20 protein-coding genes are annotated in these 20,115 nt (G+C 70.7%); 12 read left to right on the top strand and 8 right to left on the bottom strand.

Annotation, left to right across the window (positions count from 1 at the left end):
* Position 1: 1 nt before the first annotated feature.
* Both JYA75_RS08875 and JYA75_RS08870 read right to left on the bottom strand, forming a co-directional pair.
* Positions 2-733 (bottom strand): HNH endonuclease family protein, encoded by a 732-nt coding sequence (locus tag JYA75_RS08875; protein WP_006931648.1) that lies wholly within the window; start codon positions 731-733, stop codon positions 2-4.
* Positions 733-1,752 carry a beta-ketoacyl-ACP synthase III gene (locus JYA75_RS08870; RefSeq protein ID WP_006931650.1) on the bottom strand — a complete coding sequence of 340 codons (1,020 nt, stop codon included), beginning with the start codon at positions 1,750-1,752 and terminating at the stop codon, positions 733-735. Before JYA75_RS08870 ends, JYA75_RS08875 begins: the two co-directional genes overlap by 1 nt.
* Positions 1,753-2,008: 256 nt before the next feature.
* Between JYA75_RS08870 and JYA75_RS08865 the strand changes: the two genes are divergently transcribed.
* From JYA75_RS08865 to JYA75_RS08855, 3 genes are all read left to right on the top strand, one after another.
* Entirely contained in the window at positions 2,009-3,073 is a 1,065-nt protein-coding gene (locus tag JYA75_RS08865) for a DUF4185 domain-containing protein (protein WP_203329890.1), read from the top strand.
* A gap of 30 nt (positions 3,074-3,103) precedes the next feature.
* The gene (locus tag JYA75_RS08860) at positions 3,104-3,712 is read left to right on the top strand and encodes a class I SAM-dependent methyltransferase (protein WP_029546031.1); all 609 of its coding nucleotides are present in this window, start codon (positions 3,104-3,106) and stop codon (positions 3,710-3,712) included.
* Between the two features lie 101 nt (positions 3,713-3,813).
* Positions 3,814-5,649, top strand: a complete 1,836-nt coding sequence (locus tag JYA75_RS08855) for an acyl-CoA dehydrogenase (RefSeq protein ID WP_050035906.1) — start codon at positions 3,814-3,816, stop codon at positions 5,647-5,649.
* Positions 5,650-5,859: 210 nt separating this feature from the next.
* Here the strand turns inward: JYA75_RS08855 and JYA75_RS08850 are convergent, their stop codons facing one another.
* Both JYA75_RS08850 and JYA75_RS08845 read right to left on the bottom strand, forming a co-directional pair.
* Positions 5,860-8,235: a VanW family protein gene (locus tag JYA75_RS08850; RefSeq protein WP_203329889.1), complete on the bottom strand. Its 2,376-nt coding sequence runs from the start codon at positions 8,233-8,235 to the stop codon at positions 5,860-5,862.
* A 242-nt stretch (positions 8,236-8,477) separates the two neighbouring features.
* Entirely contained in the window at positions 8,478-9,791 is a 1,314-nt protein-coding gene (locus tag JYA75_RS08845; protein WP_006931659.1) for an acetyl-CoA C-acetyltransferase, read from the bottom strand.
* A 130-nt stretch (positions 9,792-9,921) separates the two neighbouring features.
* Here JYA75_RS08845 and JYA75_RS08840 point away from each other — a divergent pair, with 130 nt between their 5' ends.
* Positions 9,922-11,268, top strand: coding sequence for a 3-oxoacyl-ACP reductase (locus JYA75_RS08840; protein ID WP_203329888.1), 1,347 nt, complete (start codon positions 9,922-9,924; stop codon positions 11,266-11,268).
* Positions 11,268-12,125, top strand: coding sequence for a MaoC/PaaZ C-terminal domain-containing protein (locus JYA75_RS08835; RefSeq protein ID WP_029546038.1), 858 nt, complete (start codon positions 11,268-11,270; stop codon positions 12,123-12,125). The genes JYA75_RS08840 and JYA75_RS08835 overlap by 1 nt, the downstream gene beginning before the upstream one ends.
* Before the next feature lie 126 nt (positions 12,126-12,251).
* Here the strand turns inward: JYA75_RS08835 and JYA75_RS08830 are convergent, their stop codons facing one another.
* Both JYA75_RS08830 and JYA75_RS08825 read right to left on the bottom strand, forming a co-directional pair.
* The gene (locus tag JYA75_RS08830; RefSeq protein ID WP_203329887.1) at positions 12,252-12,737 is read right to left on the bottom strand and encodes an SRPBCC domain-containing protein; all 486 of its coding nucleotides are present in this window, start codon (positions 12,735-12,737) and stop codon (positions 12,252-12,254) included.
* On the bottom strand, positions 12,734-13,108 hold the full coding sequence (locus tag JYA75_RS08825; protein WP_029546042.1) for a metalloregulator ArsR/SmtB family transcription factor: 375 nt from the start codon (positions 13,106-13,108) through the stop codon (positions 12,734-12,736). The genes JYA75_RS08830 and JYA75_RS08825 overlap by 4 nt, the downstream gene beginning before the upstream one ends.
* Positions 13,109-13,319: 211 nt before the next feature.
* Between JYA75_RS08825 and JYA75_RS08820 the strand changes: the two genes are divergently transcribed.
* The 4 genes from JYA75_RS08820 to JYA75_RS08805 are packed head-to-tail and all read left to right on the top strand — an operon-like array spanning position 13,320 to position 16,129.
* Positions 13,320-14,543, top strand: a complete 1,224-nt coding sequence (locus JYA75_RS08820; protein WP_006940284.1) for an alkane 1-monooxygenase — start codon at positions 13,320-13,322, stop codon at positions 14,541-14,543.
* Entirely contained in the window at positions 14,543-14,704 is a 162-nt protein-coding gene (locus tag JYA75_RS08815) for a rubredoxin (RefSeq protein WP_003939211.1), read from the top strand. Before JYA75_RS08820 ends, JYA75_RS08815 begins: the two co-directional genes overlap by 1 nt.
* 1 nt (position 14,705) lies before the next feature.
* Positions 14,706-14,891, top strand: coding sequence for a rubredoxin (locus JYA75_RS08810; RefSeq protein WP_006940282.1), 186 nt, complete (start codon positions 14,706-14,708; stop codon positions 14,889-14,891).
* The gene (locus JYA75_RS08805; protein ID WP_203329886.1) at positions 14,888-16,129 is read left to right on the top strand and encodes an FAD-dependent oxidoreductase; all 1,242 of its coding nucleotides are present in this window, start codon (positions 14,888-14,890) and stop codon (positions 16,127-16,129) included. The genes JYA75_RS08810 and JYA75_RS08805 overlap by 4 nt, the downstream gene beginning before the upstream one ends.
* Before the next feature lie 8 nt (positions 16,130-16,137).
* Here the strand turns inward: JYA75_RS08805 and JYA75_RS08800 are convergent, their stop codons facing one another.
* Positions 16,138-16,746, bottom strand: coding sequence for a TetR/AcrR family transcriptional regulator (locus JYA75_RS08800; protein ID WP_006940279.1), 609 nt, complete (start codon positions 16,744-16,746; stop codon positions 16,138-16,140).
* A gap of 67 nt (positions 16,747-16,813) precedes the next feature.
* Positions 16,814-17,995, bottom strand: coding sequence for a glycoside hydrolase family 3 N-terminal domain-containing protein (locus JYA75_RS08795; RefSeq protein WP_006940277.1), 1,182 nt, complete (start codon positions 17,993-17,995; stop codon positions 16,814-16,816).
* Between the two features lie 100 nt (positions 17,996-18,095).
* Between JYA75_RS08795 and JYA75_RS08790 the strand changes: the two genes are divergently transcribed.
* The 3 genes from JYA75_RS08790 to JYA75_RS08780 all read left to right on the top strand — a co-directional run bounded on the left by JYA75_RS08790 (position 18,096) and on the right by JYA75_RS08780 (position 20,014).
* Positions 18,096-18,563 (top strand): universal stress protein, encoded by a 468-nt coding sequence (locus JYA75_RS08790; RefSeq protein ID WP_006940275.1) that lies wholly within the window; start codon positions 18,096-18,098, stop codon positions 18,561-18,563.
* Between the two features lie 45 nt (positions 18,564-18,608).
* Positions 18,609-19,691, top strand: a complete 1,083-nt coding sequence (locus tag JYA75_RS08785) for an isochorismate synthase (protein ID WP_006940273.1) — start codon at positions 18,609-18,611, stop codon at positions 19,689-19,691.
* A 149-nt stretch (positions 19,692-19,840) separates the two neighbouring features.
* Positions 19,841-20,014, top strand: a complete 174-nt coding sequence (locus JYA75_RS08780; RefSeq protein ID WP_006940271.1) for a DUF2613 domain-containing protein — start codon at positions 19,841-19,843, stop codon at positions 20,012-20,014.
* The last annotated feature ends 101 nt before the right edge of the window (positions 20,015-20,115 follow it).

Below are 20,115 nucleotides of genomic sequence, written 5' to 3'. Positions count from 1 at the left end.
GTCAGCAGGTGGCCAGGACGCCGGCCATCGCGTCCCTCTCGTCCGGCGTGATCCACAGGCCGTACTCCGCCTTCACCTCGATCTGCCGGGAGACGTAGGTGCAGCGGTACTCCGAGTTCGGGGGCAGCCACTGCGCCGCGTCCTTGTCGCCCTTGCCCTGGTTCGTGGGCCCATCGACGGCCTGCAGGTTCCGGGGATCGTTCGCGAGGTTCTTGCGGGCCTGCGCATCGAGCAGCCGCGCACCCTTCTGCCACGCGTCCGACAGGGCGACGACGTGATCGATCTGCACCGCCGACGACGTGTCGACGCCGCGCCGGAAGTAGATCTCCCGCCCCGTGTACGGGTCGTACAGGGTCCCCGCCTCGACGGTGCACTCCTTCGTCACCGGCGCCAGCTTGATGTTCACGAGATCCCGCTTCAGGACGTCGTTGCGCGTGTCGCAGCCGTTGCGCCCGCCCGCGACGGTCACGTCGTCGGTCCATGCCGGCCCGAACAGGGCGCGGTCGTAACCGCCGGACGGGTCCGGTTCCCGCACGGCGAGGCTCTTCAGCAGTTCGACCGCCTCGGCGGCGGCGGCCGACGACGGGGCCGGCGCGGGCGCCGACGTGGACCCGCCGGGACCCGCCTCGTCGCCGCCGTACGTCTGCTGGAGGACGACGAACGCGACGAAGGCGAGCACGTAGGCGAGCAACCACAACCAGCGCCGGCGGCCGGCGGAGTTCGCCGCGGCCACTACTGCGCGAGCGGCGGCATCTTCACGACCTGTCCCGCGTAGGACAGGCCGGCACCGAAGGCGAGCAGCAGGCCGAGCCCACCCGGCTGGACCTGACCGGTGCGCAGCATCTTCTCCATCGCGAGGGGGATGGAGGCGGCGGAGGTGTTGCCCGTCTCGATGATGTCGTCGGCGACGGCGACCGTCTCCGGCAGGTCGAGCTGGCGGACGATGACGTCGTTGATGCGCAGGTTGGCCTGGTGCGGGACGAACGCGTCGAGGGCGGCGAGCTCGACACCGGCCTTGTCGGCGATCTGCCGGGCGATCTTGCCCATCTCGAAGGCCGCCCAGCGGAACACCGCGGTGCCCTCCATGATGATCCAGGGCCGCTTCTGATCGGGGTTGTTCGCGAAGTTCACCCAGTCGGGTTCCTGGCGGATGGCGTCGGCCTGCGAGCCGTCCGATCCCCACACGGTGGGGCCGATGCCCACCTCGTCGGACGGGCCGACGACCACGGCGCCGGCGCCGTCGCCGAAGATGAACCGCACCGAGCGATCGGTGGGCTCGGTGGTGTCGCTCATCCGCTCGACGCCGATGACGAGCGCGTAGTCCTCGGTGCCCGCGCGCACCAGGTCGGAGGCGACGCCGAGGGCGTAGCAGAAGCCGGCGCAGCCTGCGGAGATATCGAGGGCGGCGGCGCCGCCGGTGCCGAGGGCGTCGGCGACCAGCGCGGCGGACTGCGGGGTCTGGTACGGGTAGGTCGAGGTCGCCACGATGACGGCGCCGAGCCGGTCGCCGGTGATGCCGGCGGCCTCGAGCGCCTTGCGGCCCGCGGAGATCGCCATGTCGAGGACGGTCTCGCCGGTGTCCTCTGCGAAGCGCCGCTCCTTGATGCCGGAACGGGACTGGATCCACTCGTCGCTCGAGTCGATCTGCTGACAGATCTCGTGGTTGGTCACGATCCGCTCGGGGCGGTGCACGCCCAGCCCGAGCAGTGCGGTGTTCCGCAGCGGGGCGGGACCGGCGATCTGTGCACCCATCAGGCGAACTCCTCTTCTTCGTGCACTGGCTGTCAGTGCATCGCGTTCCTGACACGGTAACGCGCGCGCGAATCGTAGCGGAGCCGACCCGTCGGCCACGGCCCTTGCGCGCGGGCCGCCGGGACACGCCGACGGGCCCGGGACCGCGTGTGACTACTGCCACCTCCTGTTACCGTCTGTGGCCGTGCACACACGTAATGGGGGTTACCGACGTGCTTCCGCCCGCCTCGGAGTCCTTGCGCTGACCTGTGCCGCCGTGACGGTGGTTCCGTTCGCGGGCACTGTGGCGGCGAACCCGAACGCGATCAATCCCATCCCGGGACTCAACGGGGTCAACGGCCTGCCGGAGCTGCGCGGCCGCACCCAGGTGGTGGCGCAGCAGACCGGGATGCTCAGCACCAACCGCACGCAGGACATGAACGTGCTCGGCACCGACCTCGGCGTCATGTGGGACAACGGCCGCGGCCAGGTGCTGACCGCGTTCGGCGACACGGCGGGCCTCGGGCTGCCCAACCTTCTCTCGGGCAGCATCTGGGCCTGGCGCAGCAGCGCGCTGTTCCGCAGCTCGGACCGCAACCTCACGGACGGAATGACGTTCGACAGCGCGGCCCGTGACTTCTTCGGTCAGGCGAAGGAACTCGTACCGAGCCCGAAGATCCCGTTCGTGGAGATCAGCCGGATCCCCACCGCGGGGATCGCCGTCGGCGACACCCAGTTCCTGAGCTTGATGTCGGTGAAGAACTGGGGGCAGGCCGGCTCGTGGGAAACCAACTTCTCGGGGCTGGCCTTCTCCCACGACAACGGGGAGAACTGGACGGTGGCGCCGCAGACCGAGCGGCCGAGCGTCGGCGGGAACCGGAACTTTCAGATGGGCGCCTTCGTCCGGCACGGCGGGTTCGTCTATCAGTACGGAACGCCGCCCGGCCGCGGCGGCCTGGTGCACCTGGCGCGCGTGCCGGAACTGCAGATGCTCGATCTCGCGGCGTACGAGTACTGGGACGGCGGCGCGTGGGTGCGCGACGTGAATGCGGCCCGCCCGGTGATGGCGGGCGGCGCGGCCGAGCTGTCGGTGCAGTGGAACAACTACCTCGGGCAGTTCGTGCTGCTGACCACCGACGGCCACAACTCCGTGGTGCTGCGCCGCGCCCCGTCGCCCACCGGCCCGTGGAGCGCGCCGGAGGTCGTCGTCGACACCCGGGAGCTGCCGACGGCGTACGGCGCGTACATCCACCCGTGGTCGTCGGGTCCGGACCTGTACTTCCTCACGACCGTGCACCAGAACTACAACGTGCTGCTGCTGCGTACCACGCTCCACCCCTGACCGGCGCGGCGTCCGGGCTACCGTGCGTCCATGGACGCACAGGAGTGGGATGCGCGGTATGCGGAGAGCGAGACGGTGTGGGGATCGCCGCCGAACCCGGTGATCGTCGAGTTCGCGACGTCGCTGCCGCACGGCCGGGCACTGGATCTGGGGTGCGGCGAGGGCCGGCACTCGCTCTGGCTGGCCACGCGCGGCTGGGAGGTGACCGGCGTCGACTTCTCCCGGGTGGCGGTGGACAAGGCCCGGGCGATCGCGGCGCAGGCGCCGCGACGGGTGCGTGAGCGCCTGACGTACGCGTGCGCCGACGTGACCGAGGTCACCTTCGACGCCGAATATGATCTCGTCCTCTCCGCCTATCTCCATTTCCCTCCGCCACAGCGACGAGCATTGATCGACAATGTGATCGCGGCCCTGAAACCTGACGGAATCCTCATATTTCTGGGGCACGATTCGACCAATCCCACCGAGGGCGTCGGAGGTCCTCGCGATCCCGAGATCCTCTACACACCAACGGATCTCGCCGAGGAAATGCACGACCGGCTGGATATCCGGACCGCCGAGCGGAGAATGCGGGAAACGGACGCAGGAATGGCGATCGACGCGCTGGTCGTGGCACGCAAACCGACCCTTGGCAGTTAGTTGCCCGGCGGGTAACATAGGCGGATGTTACCGACGAGTAATAACTTGGGCGGTACTCGAACACTGCTTGACCGCACCATCTCACTGGGAGTAGCGCAGACATGGGCCATTACAAGAGCAACCTCCGGGATCTGGAGTTCAACCTCTTCGAGGTGCTGAAGATTCAGACGCTCCTCGAGGCCGGGAAGTTCGGTGACCTCGACGAGGAGACCTCTCGTGGCATTCTGGCCGAGGTGAAGACCCTCACCGAGGGCCCCGCGGCGGAGTCGTTCGCCGAAACCGACCGCACCCCCCCGGTCTTCGATCCCGAGACCCACTCGGTCTCGCTGCCCGAAGGCTTCAAGAAGGCGTTCAACTCCTGGTACGAGGCCGGCTACTGGTCTATGGGCCTCGAGGAGGAGATCGGCGGAACGCCGGCGCCGCGCGCCCTGAGCTGGGCCGTCAACGAGATGATGCTCGGCGCCCAGCCGGCCGCCTTCATGTACGCCGCCGGTCCGTCCTTCGCCGGCGTGCTCCACGCCAACGGCACCGACGAGCAGAAGAAGTGGGCCGCGACCATCGTCGAACGCGGCTGGGGCGCCACCATGGTCCTGACCGAGCCCGATGCCGGTTCCGACGTCGGCGCCGGCCGCACCAAGGCGATCAAGCAGGACGACGGCTCCTGGCACATCGAGGGCGTCAAGCGGTTCATCACCTCCGCCGACTCCGACGATCTGTTCGAAAACATCTTCCACCTCGTCCTCGCCCGCCCCGAGGGCGCCGGCCCCGGCACCAAGGGCCTGTCGCTGTTCTTCGTCCCGAAGTTCCACTTCGACTTCGAGAAGAACGAGATGGGCGAGCGCAACGGTGTGTTCGTCACCAACGTCGAGCACAAGATGGGCCTGAAGGCGTCCGCCACCTGCGAGGTCACCTTCGGCGGCCACGGCGTGCCCGCCCAGGGCTGGCTCGTCGGCGAGGTCCACAACGGCATCGCCCAGATGTTCGACGTCATCGAGCACGCCCGCATGATGGTGGGCACCAAGGCCATCGCGACCCTCTCCACCGGCTACCTCAACGCCCTGGCCTACGCCAAGGAACGCGTCCAGGGCGCCGATCTGACCCAGATGACCGACAAGACCGCCCCCCGGGTCACCATCACCCACCACCCGGACGTGCGGCGCGCCCTGGCCATGCAGAAGGCCTACGCCGAGGGTCTGCGCGCGGTCTACCTCTACACCGCCGCCCACCAGGACGACGTCGTCGCCGAGCAGATCTCCGGCGCCGACCACGAGCTGGCGCACCGCGTCAACGACCTGCTGCTGCCCATCGTCAAGGGCGTCGGCTCCGAGCGCGCCTACCAGTACCTGACCGACTCGCTGCAGACCCTCGGCGGCTCCGGCTTCCTGCAGGACTACCCGATCGAGCAGTACATCCGCGACGCGAAGATCGACTCCCTCTACGAGGGCACCACCGCCATCCAGGCGCAGGACTTCTTCTTCCGCAAGATCGCCCGCGACCGCGGCGTCGCCCTCGCCCACCTCACCGGCCAGATCCAGAAGTTCCTCGCCTCCGACAGCGCCGACGAGCGCCTCAAGTCCGAGCGGGCCCTGCTCGCCACGGCCCTCGAGGACGTCCAGGCCATGACCGCCACCCTGACCGGCTTCCTCATGGGCGCCCAGGAACAGCCGACCGAGCTGTACAAGGTGGGTCTGGGCTCGGTGCGGTTCCTGCTCGCCTTCGGTGACCTGCTCATCGGCTGGCGCCTGCTCGAGCAGGCCGAGATCGCCCTCGCGGCCCTCGACGCCGGCCCGGACGCCAAGGACAAGGCGTTCTACGAAGGCAAGGTCGCCATCGCCGGCTTCTTCGCCAAGAATGTCCTGCCCGAGCTGACCGCCGTGCGCGGCATCGTCGCGAACGTCGACCTCGACATCATGGAGCTCGACGAAGCGGCCTTCTGAGCCGTGGCAGGTGGCCGTGGCAGGTGGCCGTGGCAGGTGAGCGAATGTATCGTCCGCTACCGCTGAGGAGCTGAACGATACATTCGCTCGGCCCGGCTCGGCCCGGCTCGGCCCGGCTCGGCCCGGATCCGAGTGAGTAGGTAGTACACAGGACTGTGCCCTCCCGTTTCGTAACGGGAGGGCACAGTCGTGTGCAGGCTGGTTCCGCCGCTACGGCGTGCCGGTCTGCGACGTTCCCGCGGGGGCCGCGGCCGGCGCATCCCCGGATTCGTCCGGGGTGCTCGGGGCGGGCTGCGGGGTCGTCGTCACGGCCGGTCGCGCGCCGGCGGGTGCCTCCGCGCCGCCTCCGGGCGTCTCCGCCTCCCCGGGCGCCGGCTGCGACGGCGCGGCCGGTGCCGCCTCCGGCGCGGGCTCCGGCTCGGCGCTGACGCAGCGCACCACGGGCACCGGGTCGTAGCGGACCGTGCGGGTGGTGCTCGAGATCTGCCGGCCGGTGGCCGCGTCGGTGATGATGCGGGTGTCGCTCACGGTGAAGCCCTGCGCGCCGCTCGACGGGATGCACCCCGGCCCGGCCGGCAGGGTGATCGTGTTCGGCGCCGTGAAGTTCGTGCGGGAACCGGTCACGGATTCGACGTCCACGGTCTTGGTGCCCCAGATCCGCACCGTGATGTCCGACGACGTGCCGATCGCCTGGATCAGCACCCCGGTGTCGAACGGATTGCGGAACTTCAGGTCGATCGCGCCCTCGAAGACCGTCGCCTCCCGGGCCGCCGGATACCGGGAGATGTAGTAGCTGTGCTCGGTGTGCTCGACGTCTTCCATGCCTGCGAAGTACGTCGCGTTGTACAGGGTGGTCGCGAGCTGGCTGATGCCGCCGCCCACCGCTTTGGATGGGCGCCCGTTGTTGATGATGCCGGACTCGACGTACCCCTGCGCCGCGCCGCGCGGGCCGGTGTAGCCGTTGAGCGAGAACGTCTCCCCCGGCTTGACCAGCGCACCGTTGATCTCCGAGGCCGCCAGGCGGATGTTCACGCCCGAGGCGTACTCGAAGCCCCCGGTGGTGAACTCGCCGATCACCTCGCGGATGCCCAGCTTCTCGGCGGCCTCCGTGGTCAGCTTGGGAGCGACCGGCTTGTACACGGCGTCGGTCACCCGCTCCCCCGGCGCGGCCAGCAGCTGCGGCAGCGATTCGAGGCTGACCGCCCAGTCGACGAGCTCGCCGTCGACCGACGGGATCACCGTCGGGCCCCCGCCCTCGAGCACGATCCGGGCGTCTTTCGGCTCCACCTCGGTCGCGGCCAGTTGCGGCCGGAGGATCTCGGTCGCGGCCTCGATCCCGTACTGCGGGGTCAGTCCCCCGTTGCCGTCGGGCACGAAGGTCAGCACGGCGCCGACACGGTCGCTGGGCAGGGTCGCGACGGCCCCGTCGCGACCGCGGACCGTCACGTCGGCTGCGACGGCGGGGTCCGCGACGTCTCGCAGTGCGCGTTCGAGTCCCTCGGGCGTGACCGTCACCTCGACCGTCTCGACGGGGAACGCGACGTCGCCGAACGCCCAGCGTTCGGCGAACAGGTCTGCGGAGGCCTCCGCATCGAGCGTCTGCCCGGGCAGCGGCGGCACGGGCACCGGGGTCGCCCCGTCGAACACGAGGTTGCCCTCCCGTGGCGGCCGGTCGGCGACCGCGCGGACGCCGCCGATCGCCGCCGACAGCGCGGCGTCGTCGCGCGTCGACACGACGCCGATCTCGTTGCCGCCGCCGAAGACCGACGCCACGCGGGCGATCGGGTCGAGCGGTTGCGATCCGATGCGGTCGAGGGTGTGCTCCCAGTCGACGTCCAGACCCGCCTGCGCCGGCACGATCTGCGCGGTCACGTCGCCCGCCGTGACGGTCACGGGCTCGTCGACGCGCGGCCCGAGTTCGGTCCGCAGTATCTGTTCCGCCTCCGGGACCGACCGCCCGCCGATCTCGATACCGGCGACGGTGACGCCGCGCGGCACGTTGCCCGACGAGACGGCGAGGTCGCCGACGTAGAGGGCGGCGAGCACGGCGGCGACGCCGCCGACCACCAGCGCGATGCGACGCCAGGGCGGACGGCCGTCGCGTCCGGGTCCGGCCTGCGCCGGCTCGGCCGGGGGCGGTCCGGGCGGTGGTGGCTCGGTCGGGGGCGGTCCGGCCGGGGTGCCGGACTCGGGAGGTACGGTCGCCGGCCGAGGGGCCGCTTCCTGCTCGGTGGCCGGCTCCCGGGAGGCGTCGTCCGACAGGGTGGGGATGACCTCGGTCTCGACCTCGGCGTCGGTGCGGCCGGACGCCGGCGCGACGACGGGCAGCACGGCAGTGGGCGCCTCCCAGGGCGGCACGTCGGCGTCCGCCGGCGGTTCCGGCTCGGCGTCCGGGACCTGCTCGGGTGCCCCGGCAACGTCGCCGGCGACGGGCTGCGGGGGCGGGGTGGGCTCGGCGCTCGCCACGGGGACGGCCGCCGTCCGGTTGCCGGCGGCGTCCTGGGGCGTCGCCTCCGGCACAGGGACGGCGGACCGAACCTCGTCCTGGCCGTCCTCGGGGTCGTTCGTCCCGCTCTTGCCGCTCACCCATGTCCTTTCACCGGGGTGCGCCCCGGATCGGGCGCACCACTCGGTATCCAGCCTAATGTCGGGTTCCCGGCGCCCCCGAGCCGATGGGCGGTCCGAGCCCCCGCGGACAAGCGAAAGACCTCGCGTTGCCGCCAGGTCGGGGGTCAGGCAGCAACGCGAGGTCGACTGGTTTATCGGCGGCCCCGCCGGGGCGTTACAGACTTCCGGGATTTTTTCCGGACGGGGCCGCCGGGGTCGGCTCAGGCCTCGAGAATGGCGGTCACACCCTGCCCACCTGCGGCACAGATCGAGATGAGGCCCCGCACGGGCTTGCCGGTCTCCTGCCGCTTCTCATGCAGCATCTTCGCCAGGGACGCGACGATGCGGCCACCCGTCGCGGCGAACGGGTGCCCGGCCGCCAGCGACGAGCCGTTGACGTTGAGCTTGCTGCGGTCGATGGACCCGAGCGGAGCGTCCAGACCGAGCCGGCCCTTGCAGTACTCCTCCGACTCGAACGCCTGGAGCGTGGCCAGGACGACGGAGGCGAACGCCTCGTGGATCTCGTAGAAGTCGAAGTCCTGCAGCGTCAGGCCGTTGCGCTTCAGCAGCCGCGGGATCGCGTAGGTGGGGGCCATGAGCAGGCCGTCGCCACCGTGGACGTAGTCGACCGCCGCGGTCTCCGAGTCCACGAGGTAGGCGAGCACGGGCAGCCTGCGCTCCGCAGCCCACTCCTCCGACGACAGCAGCGCCGCCGACGCACCGTCGGTGAGCGGGGTCGAATTGCCCGCGGTCATGGTGGCGCCGCCGAGCTCGACGCCGAACACCGGCTTCAGGCCGGAGAGCTTCTCGACCGTCGAGTCCGGGCGCAGGTTGTCGTCGCGGGTGAGGCCGAGGAACGGGGTGACGAGGTCGTCGAAGAAGCCACGGTCGTAGGCGGCGGCCATGTTGCGGTGGCTCGCGGCGGCCAGCTCGTCCTGAGCCTCCCGGGCGATGCCGAACTCCTTGGCGGTGATCGCCGCGTGCTCGCCCATCGACAGACCGGTGCGTGGCTCGCCGTTGCGGGGGATCTCGATGCCGAGCATCGACGGCCGGACCTGGCCGAGCAGCTTGACGCGGTCGCCGGTCGAGCGGGCCCGGTTGAGGGAGAGCAGGAACTCGCGCAGCTCGTTGTTGACGCCGATGGGGGCATCGGAGGTGGTGTCGACACCGCCGCCGATGCCGGCCTCGATGCGGCCCGCGGCGACGGCGTCACCGACGGAGATGATCGACTGCAGGCCGGTGCCGCAGGCCTGCTGCAGGTCCCAGGCGGGGGTGTGCGGGTTCAGCGCGCTGCCGAGTACGCACTCGCGGATCAGGTTGAAGTCGCGGCTGTGCTTGAGGACGGCCCCGCCGACGACGGCACCGAGCCGCTCTCCCTGGAGGTTGAACCGGCTCACCAGCCCGTCGAGCGTGGCGGTGAACATGTCCTGGTTCGACGCGCGGGCGTACGTGCGGTCCGACCGGGCGAAGGGGATCCGGTTGCCGCCGAGGATTGCGACACGGCGCAGCTGCGTGGAACGAGCGGTGGTGGTCACTGACGTCTCCCGGGATGCTGGTGGATACAGACTCTGGCTACTATTCTTACTCGCGAGTAAGTTCGTTGTCGACACCACACCGTCGGCCCCTCCCGACAATACCGACGTCCGAACAAGAGAAGGTGGAATCGTGGCTGAAACCAAGAGCGCCCCCGGCCTCTATGCCCAGTTGATCGGGTCCGCGCCCGGAGCATTCCTCGCCAAGCAGTTCGGCCTGCCGAAGCCGGAGAAGCTGCGCCGGTACGAGCCGGGTCAGCCGCCCCTGGCCGGCCCGCTGCTCGTCGGGGGCAACGGCCGCCTCGTCGAACCGATCCGCACTCTGCTGTCCGACTACCCGTTCGCCGATCCCGCCGACACCGCGTACGGGGCGCTCGTCTTCGACGCCACCGGCATCACGGACGTCGCGGGCCTCGAGCAGCTGTTCACCTTCTTCCAGCCCGCGATCAAGGGGCTCGGCCCGAGCGGGCGCGTCGTGGTGCTCGGCACCACCCCGGAGGAAGCCTCCTCCGTGGACGAGCGCATCGCCCAGCGCGCGCTCGAAGGCTTCACCCGCAGCGTCGGCAAGGAACTGCGCCGCGGCGCGACGGCCCAGCTGGTGTACATCTCCCCCGATGCCGCCACCGGCCTGGCCGGCCTCGAATCCACGCTGCGCTTCCTGCTGTCCGCGAAGTCCGCGTTCGTCTCCGGCCAGGTGATCCACGTCGGTGCCGGCGACGCGAAGGCCCCCGAGTCGTGGGAGCGCCCGCTCGCCGGGAAGGTCGCCGTCGTCACCGGCGCGGCCCGCGGCATCGGCGCCACGATCGCCGAGGTACTCGCCCGCGACGGCGCGCACGTCGTCTGCGCGGACATCCCCGCGGCCGGCGACGCCCTGTCGCAGACCGCGAACAAGGTCGGCGGCGTCTCCCTCGCCCTGGACGTCACCGCCCCGGACGCGGGCGACAGGCTCGCCGAGTACCTGCTCGAGCGGCACGGCGGCGCCGACATCATCGTCCACAACGCCGGCATCACCCGCGACAAGCTGCTCGCCAACATGGACGCCGCGCGGTGGAACGCCGTCATGGCCGTGAATCTGCTCGCCCCCCAGAAGATCACCGAGAAGCTGGTCGAGAAGGGCGCGCTGAAGGAGGGCGGCCGCGTGGTCGACGTGTCGTCGATCGCCGGCATCGCCGGCAACCGCGGCCAGACCAACTACGGCGCGTCCAAGGCGGGTGTCATCGGGATGGTGCAGGCCACCGCGCCCGTGCTGGCCGAGAAGAACATCACCATCAACGCCGTCGCACCCGGCTTCATCGAGACGGCCATGACCGCAGCGATCCCGGTGGCCACCCGCGAGGCCGGTCGCCTCATGAGTTCGCTGCAGCAGGGCGGGCAGACCGTCGACGTCGCCGAGACCGTCGCCTGGTTCGCCAACCCGGCGTCGAGCGCGGTCACCGGCCAGGTCGTGCGCGTGTGCGGCCAGTCCATGCTGGGGGCGTGATGGCTGTCGTCGAACTCTCCTCGCGCCCTTCGACTCTCGACGTCTACGCGCGGGCGGCGCTCTCGGCGCTGCCCGTGGTGGGCGCCTCGGGCGACCGCCTGCCCGACGACACCCTCGTACTGCGCGGCCTGCGCGTCGACCCGGACAACCTGGCCGAGTACACGAAGGTGTGCGGACTGCGCTTCGGCGACACGCTCCCGCTGACGTACCCGTTCACGCTGACGTTCCCCGTCGTGATGAAGCTGATGGTGTCGAAGGGCTTTCCCTTCGCCGCCGTCGGTTCCGTCCATGCCGAGAACGTGATCGAGCAGGTGCGGCCCGTGTCCGTGACCGAGCCGCTGGATCTGAGGGTGCATGCCGAGAACCTGCGGGAGCACCGCAAGGGCCTGCTCGTCGACCTGGTGAGCGAGATCAGCGTCGGCCGGGAGCTGGTGTGGCGGCAGACGTCGTCGTTCCTGCACCAGCAGCGCACCTCGCTGTCGGATCAGCCGAAGCCCGAACCGAAGGCCGAGGAGATCCCTCCGGTGCCGACGTCGACGCTGCGGGTGGACCAGAAGACGATCGACCGCTACGCATCGGTCTCGGGTGACCGCAACCCGATCCACGTCTCCCGGCTCGGCGCCAAGGCGTTCGGGTTCCCGAAGCCCATCGCGCACGGTATGTGGAGCGCGGCCGCGGCGCTGCGGGCCGTGGAGGGCCGCATCCCGTCGCGCGCGACGTACTCGGTCCGGTTCGGCAAGCCGGTCCTGTTGCCCGCGACCGTGAACCTCTACGCCGCACGCGCCGCCGACGGCTGGGACCTGGCGCTGCGCCACCCGAAGAAGGGCTACCCGCACCTCACCGCCACCCTGCGCTGAGAGCGGCTGCGCCGCAATCGCTCCGAGCGAATGTATCGTCGACTCCCACTGAGGAGATCAACGATACATTCGCTCGGGCGGGGGCGGGCTCGGGGGCGGGGGCGGGGGCGGGGCGCGCTCGGCGGATCAGCCGGCGAGCAGAGCGTCCATCTGACCGACGGCGAGCCGCAGGCCTTCTTCCATACCCATGCCGGCCAGTTGCTCCATCTGCTCCCGGGACGCGAACGCGGAACGAATCCGCATCCGGGTGCCGCCCTCGTGCTCGACGAGCTGCATCCGCACCGTGGTGGTCGGCATCTCGAGGTTCGGCGTCCCGTCCTCGTCGGCGAATCCGTCGGTGAATTCCAGGGACTCGGAGGGCTCGACCGCGGTGACGTTCCACCAGCCGCGGTACTTGTCCCCCTCGGGACCGGTCATGAAGTAGGTGACGGTGCCACCCGGGACCAGATCGTGCTGCTCCACGGTCGCCGGGTGGGTCGGCGGTCCCCACCACCGCTCCAACTGCCGGGGGTCGGCCCACAACTGCCACACCCGTTCGAGCGGTGCGCGGAAGTCGGCGATCAAGGTCAGGGTCAGGCTGTCGAAGTCCTTCTCGACGCTGGTCACGCTCATCGTTGTCGTCCTTTCCTCGGGTCGTTCCGGGCCGGATCCGGTTCCTCGGTGAGCAGGGCCGACATCCGATCCACTCGTTCCCGCCAGGCGCCCTCGAGCTGGTCGAGCACCCGCCGGGCCGTGTCGATCGCGTCCGGGTCGGTGTGCACGAGTTGCTCCCGTCCGCGTCGTTCCTTCCTGACGAGGCCGGCCCGTTCGAGTACCGCCACGTGCTTCTGCACCGCGGCAAAGCTCATGGGATAGGCCTCGGCCAGCCGCGAGACCGACGCCGCGGTCCGCGCGCAGCGATGCAGGATGTCCCGTCGGGTGGCGTCCGCCAGGGCGTGGAACAGCTCGTCCACCGCGTCTTCACGAATCCGATCTACAACCATTTGGTTGTAGATTAGCGGGGCAACCCCCGCCTGTAAAGGAGTCGGCGTCGACGGCGGAAACGGGCAACCCCCGCCGGCGCGACGAGCTTTTTACAAATTACGATCTTTTGTCTACCACTGAGACCGAAAGTCCTGTACTGTCCACATCACAGTGAGCTGGCTCATACCGGCTCCTCGAACTGGACGCTTCACGGGACAGGGAGGTCGAACGGTGACGACGTCGGACATCGGGCGGTACGCGCAGGCGCCGGTGGAACAGTGGCGCGATCGCAAGCGGTATCTGTGGCTCATGGGGCTGATCCCGCCCACGGCGATCTTCCTCGCGACCGCACTGATCTGGGGATTCAACCAACTCGGCTGGACCGCGGTCTCGCCGATGTGGTGGTGGATCGGTCCCCTTCTGGTGTACGTGCTGCTGCCGATCCTCGACCGGTTCTTCGGCCCCGACGGGCAGAACCCGCCGGACGAGGTGATGGAGATGCTCGAGAACGACAAGTACTACCGGTACTGCACCTACGCCTACATCCCGTTCCAGCTGGCCAGTCTCGTCTTCGCCTGCTACCTGTGGTCGACCGGGAACCTGTCCTGGCTGGGGATCGACGGCGGCCTGGGGCTGATCTCGAAGATCGGTCTGGCGTTCAGCGTCGGCGTGATGGGTGGTGTCGGGATCAACACCGCCCACGAGCTCGGCCACAAGAAGGACGACCTCGAACGGTGGCTGTCGAAGATCACCCTGGCCCAGACCTTTTACGGCCACTTCTACATCGAGCACAACCGCGGCCACCACGTGCGGGTGTCGACCCCGGAGGACCCGGCTTCGGCCCGCTTCGGCGAATCGTTCTGGACGTTCCTGCCGCGCAGCGTGTGGGGCAGCCTGAAGTCCTCGTGGGAACTCGAGAAGACCCGCCTGCAGCGCCTCGGCAAGAGCCCGTGGACCCTGCGTAACGACGTCCTCAACGCGTGGGCGATGTCGGTGGTCCTGTTCGGTGTGCTCGTCGCGGTGTTCGGCCCGGTGATCATCCCGTTCCTGATCCTGCAGGCCGTCTACGGCTTCTCCCTGCTCGAGACGGTGAACTACCTCGAGCACTACGGGCTGCTGCGGCAGAAGACCGCCACCGGCCGGTACGAGCGCTGCACCCCCGCGCACAGCTGGAACTCCGACCACATCGTCACCAACATCTTCCTGTACCACCTGCAGCGGCACAGCGATCACCACGCGAACCCGACCCGCCGCTACCAGACCCTGCGGAGCATGGACGGCGCCCCCAACCTGCCCAGCGGCTACGCGAGCATGATCGGGCTCGCCTACATCCCGCCGCTGTGGCGCAAGGTGATGGACCACCGCGTCGTCGAGCACTACGACGGCGACATCACCCGCGCCAACATCCAGCCGAGCAAGCGCGGCAAGGTCCTCGCCGAGTACGGGGCGCAGTGATGGCCGCCTACGAGTGCCCGGTGTGCAACTACGTCTACGACGAGACCGCAGGCGCGCCCCGCGAGGGTTTCCCCGCCGGCACACCCTGGGACGCGATTCCCGACGACTGGTGCTGCCCCGACTGCGGGGTCCGCGAGAAGATCGACTTCGAAGGACGCTGACATGACCACGAACTACAAGCTCTTCCGTTGCCTGCAGTGCGGATTCGAATACGACGAGGCCGAGGGCTGGCCGGAGGACGGCATCGCCCCCGGCACCCGATGGGACGAGATCCCCGACGACTGGTCCTGCCCGGACTGCGGCGCCGCCAAGTCCGATTTCGAGATGGTCGAGGTCAGCCGGACATGACCGAGACGATCGTCGTCGTCGGCACCGGGGTGGCCGGCGCGACAGCCTCACAGACCCTGCGCAAGGAGGGCTTCGCCGGACGTGTCGTGCTGATCGGCGAGGAGGCCGCGCTGCCCTACCGGCGGCCGGTGCTGTCGAAGGATCTGCTCGCCGGCAGCATCACCGCGGAGCGGGCACAGCTCGAACCGGCCGGCTACTGGGCCGACCACGACATCGACCTGCGCACCGAGACCCGCGTCGTCGAACTCGACCCACGGCGTCGCCGGCTCCGGCTGTGGGACAACGAGATTCTCGACTACGACGCGGTGATCCTGGCGACGGGCGCCCGCGCCCGCCACCTGGACCACGACGGCGGGGACAGGGTGCTGAGCCTGCGCACGGCCGAGAACGTCGCCCCGCTGCGGGCCGCGATCGAGGCGCACCGTTCGCTCCTCGTCGTCGGCGCCGGCCTGATCGGCTGCGAAGTCGCCTCCACCGCAAGGGAACTGGGAGCAGAGGTCACCGTGCTCGAGAGCGCGCCGTCGCCGCTCGCCCGCATCGTGCCGCCCGCCGTCGCCGAGATGTACGTCGGCCTGCACGCCGAACGCGACGTGCCCGTCCACACCGGCGTCGCGCTGCGCTCCCTCACCGGCGACGACGACGGGGTGTATGCCACCGCCGAGGACGGGCGCGCCTGGACGGCCGGCGCTGCCCTCGTCGCGGTGGGCTCGGTGCCGGACACGGCGCTCGCCCGCGCGGCCGGGCTGACCGTCGGCGACGGCATCGTCGTCGACGAGGCCTACCGCACCTCCGCCGACGGGGTCTACGCCGCGGGCGACGCGATCGAGCAGCCCAACCCGGTGCTCGGCGGCCGGCACCGCACGGAGAACTGGAACAGCGCACGGGCCCAGGGCATCGCCGCCGCGAAGTCCGTCCTCGGGCAGCCGCTCGGCGCCGCGGAGGTGCCGTGGGGCTGGTCCAACCAGTACGGGCACAACCTGCAGTTCGCCGGCTGGTCCCGCCACGAAGACGACTACGTGGTGCGCGGGTCGATCGAGGGCCGGGACTTCACGGCCCTCGCGCTGCGCGGCGACCGGCTGGTGGGGGCGATCGCCCTCGGCCGCCCGAAGGACATCCGCATCGTGCGGCAGCTCGTTGCCGCCGGCGCGGCGGTCGATCGCGGCGCGCTCGCGGACGAGTCCGTCGCGCTGGGCGACGTCGCGGGTCGGCGCGCGGCGGCCACGCCGGCATCGCTGTAGCGGGCTGCTCAGCCTTGGTGGTCGGTGCGCTTCTTGCCGGCCAGGCCGCGCCAGGCCAGGTTCTCGAGCAGATCGGCGGCCTTCTCCACATCGATCTCGCCGCCGGCGATGCGGTCGGCGACGGCCTCACCGGCGCCGACGAGCGCAACCGCCATGATGGCGAAGTCGGTTCCCGGCTCCGGGTCGCGCGTGCTCGACTCGAGCAGGTGCGCGGTGAGCTCGATGAGCCGGTCCCGGCTGCTGCGCACCTGCCCGGCGAACGCCTGCTGGGACATCGCCTGGCGGTAGAGCACCATCCACGAGTTGCGGTGGGCGTCGACGAATCCGAGGAACGACTCGAGCGCCACCCGCAGCTGATCGCGTGGCGTGAGCCCGGGATCACCGGCGGGCGTCAGGGCCTCGACGAACCGCTGCCCCTCCCGGCTGATGCACGCGGCGAACAGTTCGTCCTTCGAGCCGTAGTACAGGTAGAGCATCGGCTTGGAGATCTGGGCCCGGGCCGCGATGGCGTCCATCGAGGTATTGTGAAACCCGTTCTCGGAGAAAACCTCCACGGCGGCGTCCAGCATCTGCTGTTCCCGCACCGCGCGAGGCAGTCGCTTGGTACCGCCGGCCATGTCTCCTCCAAGTCCCGATGCTCCCAGCTCCTTACTCTAGAGTAAGGAGCTGGTTTCCGACGCCGATTCAGCAGTCCAGCGCGCCCTTGGCGCGCGCGACGGTGCGCACCGCGTCGTCCACCCGCGCGGCCGGCAGCGCTCCCGTCGCCACGGCCTGTTCGAGATGGTCGAGCACCCGCGGGACGTCGTCGGTGGTCAGCCACAACGCCTGGTCCACCCCGGCGGCGAGCGCCGCCTGCACCGCTTCGGTGATGTCGTACGTGTCGGTGATGGCCCGCATGCCCGACAGGTCGTCGGTGAAGACCACCCCGTCGAACGGCGGGGCACCGTAACCGGTTCCAGACCGCAGCAACTGCACCGCCTGCGGGCTGATGCTCGCCGGCAGTCCCTCGGTCAGCCCCGGCACGTCGAGGTGCCCGAGCATCACCGCGACCCCGGAATCCACGAGCTCCCGGTACGGCACCAGGTCCACCTGCTGCAGCTGGTCGAGCGGCGGCGCGGTGACCGCACCGGTGTGCGAGTCGCCCGACGCCGAACCGTGGCCCGGGAAGTGCTTGAGCACCGGCAGGATTCCCGCGTCGCGCAGGCCCCGCGCATAGGCGCCGGCGTACTGCACCACCACCTGCGGATCGTCGGAGAAGGAGCGGTCGCCGATCACCGAGTCGTCCGGCTGGCTGCTCACGTCCACGTCCGGCGCGAAGTCGACGGTGACGCCCAGCTCGCGGAGCTCGCGGCCCCGCTCGAGCGCCATCCGGTACGTCTCCTCGACGGTCATCGTCTGCGCCGTCACCCGCGCCGACGGATCGGGGCCGAACAGCGCCCCCACGCGCGAGACCCGGCCGCCCTCCTCGTCGATGGTGACCATCAGCGGCAACCGGCTCGCCGCCACCACCTGCGGGATCTCCCGGTTGGCCAGCATCGACACGTCGGTCCAGCTGCCGACGAAGATCCCGCCGATCTGTTCGGACCGCACCGCCTCGAGGGCGTCGGCGGTGCCGGTGACACCGACGTTGAGCAGCTGGGCGAGCCGCTGCCGCACCGTCAGCGACGCGAGCAGCTCGTCGCCGCAGGACGGTGCGGGTGACGCGGTCGCCATCGGGGCGGGCGACGGCGACTGTGCGACGGTCGACGTGGCCTGCGACGTCGCGGCGGCCGTGGGCTCCGGGGTCCGGGGCGCGTCCTGTCCCCCGCACCCGGCGACGGCGAGGACAGCCGCGACCGCGACGGTGAGGGTGTGACGGATCCGCATGGCCACCGACGGTAGCCGACCACCGCCGTGCCTGCCCCGACGACCCACGGCGACGGGTAAAGTGCCCCCCAAGGACCGCCACGACAGCAGGGGACGCGTGATGCCCGCAGATCTCATCCTCATCGCCTACGACGGCTCCGAGAACGCCAAGCGGGCCGTGCGGTATGCGGGGCGATTCCTCGCCTCGTGCCGCGCCGTCGTCGTCACGGCCTGGGAACCGATGGTCCGTCAGGCCGCCCGCATGTCCGGGCTGTCGGGGGTGATGCAGCCGGAGTGGGTACCCGACGAGGAAACCGAGGACGTGGCCCTCACCGACGCGAAGGTGATCAACGCGGAGGGACTCGAACTCGCCCGCTCCGCCGGCCTCGCCGCGGAGGGCCGCACCCTCGAGGTGGTCAGTGCCGTGTGGACCGCGATCGTCGAGGCTGCCGACGAGCTGAACGTCGACATCATCGTCACCGGCACCCGCGGCACCACGGGCCTGCGCTCGCTGCTGCAGTCGTCGGTGGCCGACCACGTGCTGCGCCACAGCCATCGGCCCGTGCTGATCGTCCCCCCGGGACGCTAGCCGCGGCGCGTACCGGGCGCGGGCGGGGGATATCGTCGACCCACCATGGACGGTTTCCTGCTCTCCCGCGCCGATCGCACCGTGCACACCACCGGGACGCGCCGCCGGTTCACCGACGTCGCCGAGGCCTCTTTCGCGTTGCGCCGCGGCGAGGCCGACCTGATCGTGGGCGCGCTGCCCTTCGATCCCGAGCGCCCCGCCGCGCTGACCCAGCCGGAGACCGCCGACGTGACCGACGCGGCGTGGCAGCCACCGGACGCCCTGCCCGCCCTGCCTGCGGTGCGGATCGCCGCGCAGACCCCGGCGCCGCAGCAGCACGTCGCGCGGGTCGCGGCGCTGCGCGACCGGCTCGGCCGCGGCGAACTCGACAAGGTCGTCGCCGCGCGCTCGGTCACGCTCGTCTCCGAGACGCCCGTCGACCCGCTCGCCCTCGCGGCCCGGATGGCCGAGCGCCACCCCACCGCCCACGTCTACGCGGCGGACCTGAGCGCCGCCGGCGAGCGGTACCGCGGCCACACCCTGGTCGGCGCGACGCCCGAACTGCTGGTCAGCCGCCGCGGCGACGCCGTCACGTGCCGTCCGCTCGCGGGCACCGCCGCCCGCTGCGCCGACCCCGGCGCCGACCGTGAGGCGGGCCGGCAGCTGCTCGCCTCGGCGAAGAACCTCGCCGAGCACGCGTTCGTCATCGACTGGATCCGCTCCCGCCTGACCCCGCTGTGCAGCGAACTGGAGATCCCGGGCACGCCCGTGCTGACCGCCACGAGCGACGTGTGGCACCTGGCCACCCCGATCACCGCCACCCTGCGCGACCCCCGCACGGACGCCCTGACGCTGGCAGCGGCACTGCACCCGACCCCGGCCGTGGCCGGCACGCCCACCGAGGCCGCACTCGCGGCGATCCGCAGCACGGAGGGCGACCGTCGCTTCTACGGCGGCGCCGTGGGGTGGTGCGACGGGGACGGCGACGGGGACTGGCTGGTGGCGATCCGCTGCGCCGAGCTCAGCGCCGACGGCAGGCGGGCCCTCGCGTGGGGCGGCGGGGGCATCGTCGCGGCGTCCGATCCGCAGGCCGAACTCGACGAGACCACCGCGAAGCTGCGCACGCTGCTCGGCGTGCTCGGCCTCTAGGCCGCCGCGAGTGGAGCAGGCCACAGTCGCACCCGTGCGGGTGATACCTTGACGCGGAGCGCAACGACGCCGGACCGGTTCCGGCACCGTCGCGCACGACGAATGTCGGCTGCACACGGAAGCCGACGACGGACGATGGGGAGATGGGTATGGCGAAGTTCCTGGGCCCGGGCCTGGTCAGCGCGGCGATCGGCGCCGTCCTCGGCGCCGTGGCGGTGTTCGGGGTCACGGCGGCGGTTCAGGAGAACACCCGCCCGGAGGTCGACCGCAGCGGCAACGCCGATTCCTCCCTGCTGAACCAGGTTGAGTACGGCAGCCGCTGACGGCGCCATCCACGCGACGAGTTCACGCACTTCCCACGGCGCGGTGCCCCACCCCGGTGGGGCACCGTCCGCCGACCCCCTCTCCAGGCGGTGGTTGTACG

The sequence above is a fragment of the Rhodococcus sp. PSBB066 genome (genome assembly GCF_017068255.1).
Taxonomy (GTDB): domain Bacteria; phylum Actinomycetota; class Actinomycetes; order Mycobacteriales; family Mycobacteriaceae; genus Rhodococcus; species Rhodococcus aetherivorans.
The sequence above is the reverse complement of the archived record's forward strand: the minus strand, read 5'-3'. Positions and strand labels throughout refer to the sequence as shown.

Excerpts from the sequence above, each read along its gene's own strand:
- JYA75_RS08870 (WP_006931650.1), bottom strand. The coding sequence starts at position 1,752 with ATGGGTGCACAGATCGCCGGTCCCGCCCCGCTGCGGAACACCGCACTG.
- JYA75_RS08860 (WP_029546031.1), top strand. The coding sequence starts at position 3,104 with ATGGACGCACAGGAGTGGGATGCGCGGTATGCGGAGAGCGAGACGGTG.
- JYA75_RS08855 (WP_050035906.1), top strand. The coding sequence starts at position 3,814 with ATGGGCCATTACAAGAGCAACCTCCGGGATCTGGAGTTCAACCTCTTC.
- JYA75_RS08835 (WP_029546038.1), top strand. The coding sequence starts at position 11,268 with ATGGCTGTCGTCGAACTCTCCTCGCGCCCTTCGACTCTCGACGTCTAC.
- JYA75_RS08830 (WP_203329887.1), bottom strand. The coding sequence starts at position 12,737 with ATGAGCGTGACCAGCGTCGAGAAGGACTTCGACAGCCTGACCCTGACC.
- JYA75_RS08825 (WP_029546042.1), bottom strand. The coding sequence starts at position 13,108 with ATGGTTGTAGATCGGATTCGTGAAGACGCGGTGGACGAGCTGTTCCAC.
- JYA75_RS08815 (WP_003939211.1), top strand. The coding sequence starts at position 14,543 with ATGGCCGCCTACGAGTGCCCGGTGTGCAACTACGTCTACGACGAGACC.
- JYA75_RS08810 (WP_006940282.1), top strand. The coding sequence starts at position 14,706 with ATGACCACGAACTACAAGCTCTTCCGTTGCCTGCAGTGCGGATTCGAA.
- JYA75_RS08805 (WP_203329886.1), top strand. The coding sequence starts at position 14,888 with ATGACCGAGACGATCGTCGTCGTCGGCACCGGGGTGGCCGGCGCGACA.
- JYA75_RS08800 (WP_006940279.1), bottom strand. The coding sequence starts at position 16,746 with ATGGCCGGCGGTACCAAGCGACTGCCTCGCGCGGTGCGGGAACAGCAG.
- JYA75_RS08795 (WP_006940277.1), bottom strand. The coding sequence starts at position 17,995 with ATGCGGATCCGTCACACCCTCACCGTCGCGGTCGCGGCTGTCCTCGCC.
- JYA75_RS08790 (WP_006940275.1), top strand. The coding sequence starts at position 18,096 with ATGCCCGCAGATCTCATCCTCATCGCCTACGACGGCTCCGAGAACGCC.
- JYA75_RS08785 (WP_006940273.1), top strand. The coding sequence starts at position 18,609 with ATGGACGGTTTCCTGCTCTCCCGCGCCGATCGCACCGTGCACACCACC.
- JYA75_RS08780 (WP_006940271.1), top strand. The coding sequence starts at position 19,841 with ATGGCGAAGTTCCTGGGCCCGGGCCTGGTCAGCGCGGCGATCGGCGCC.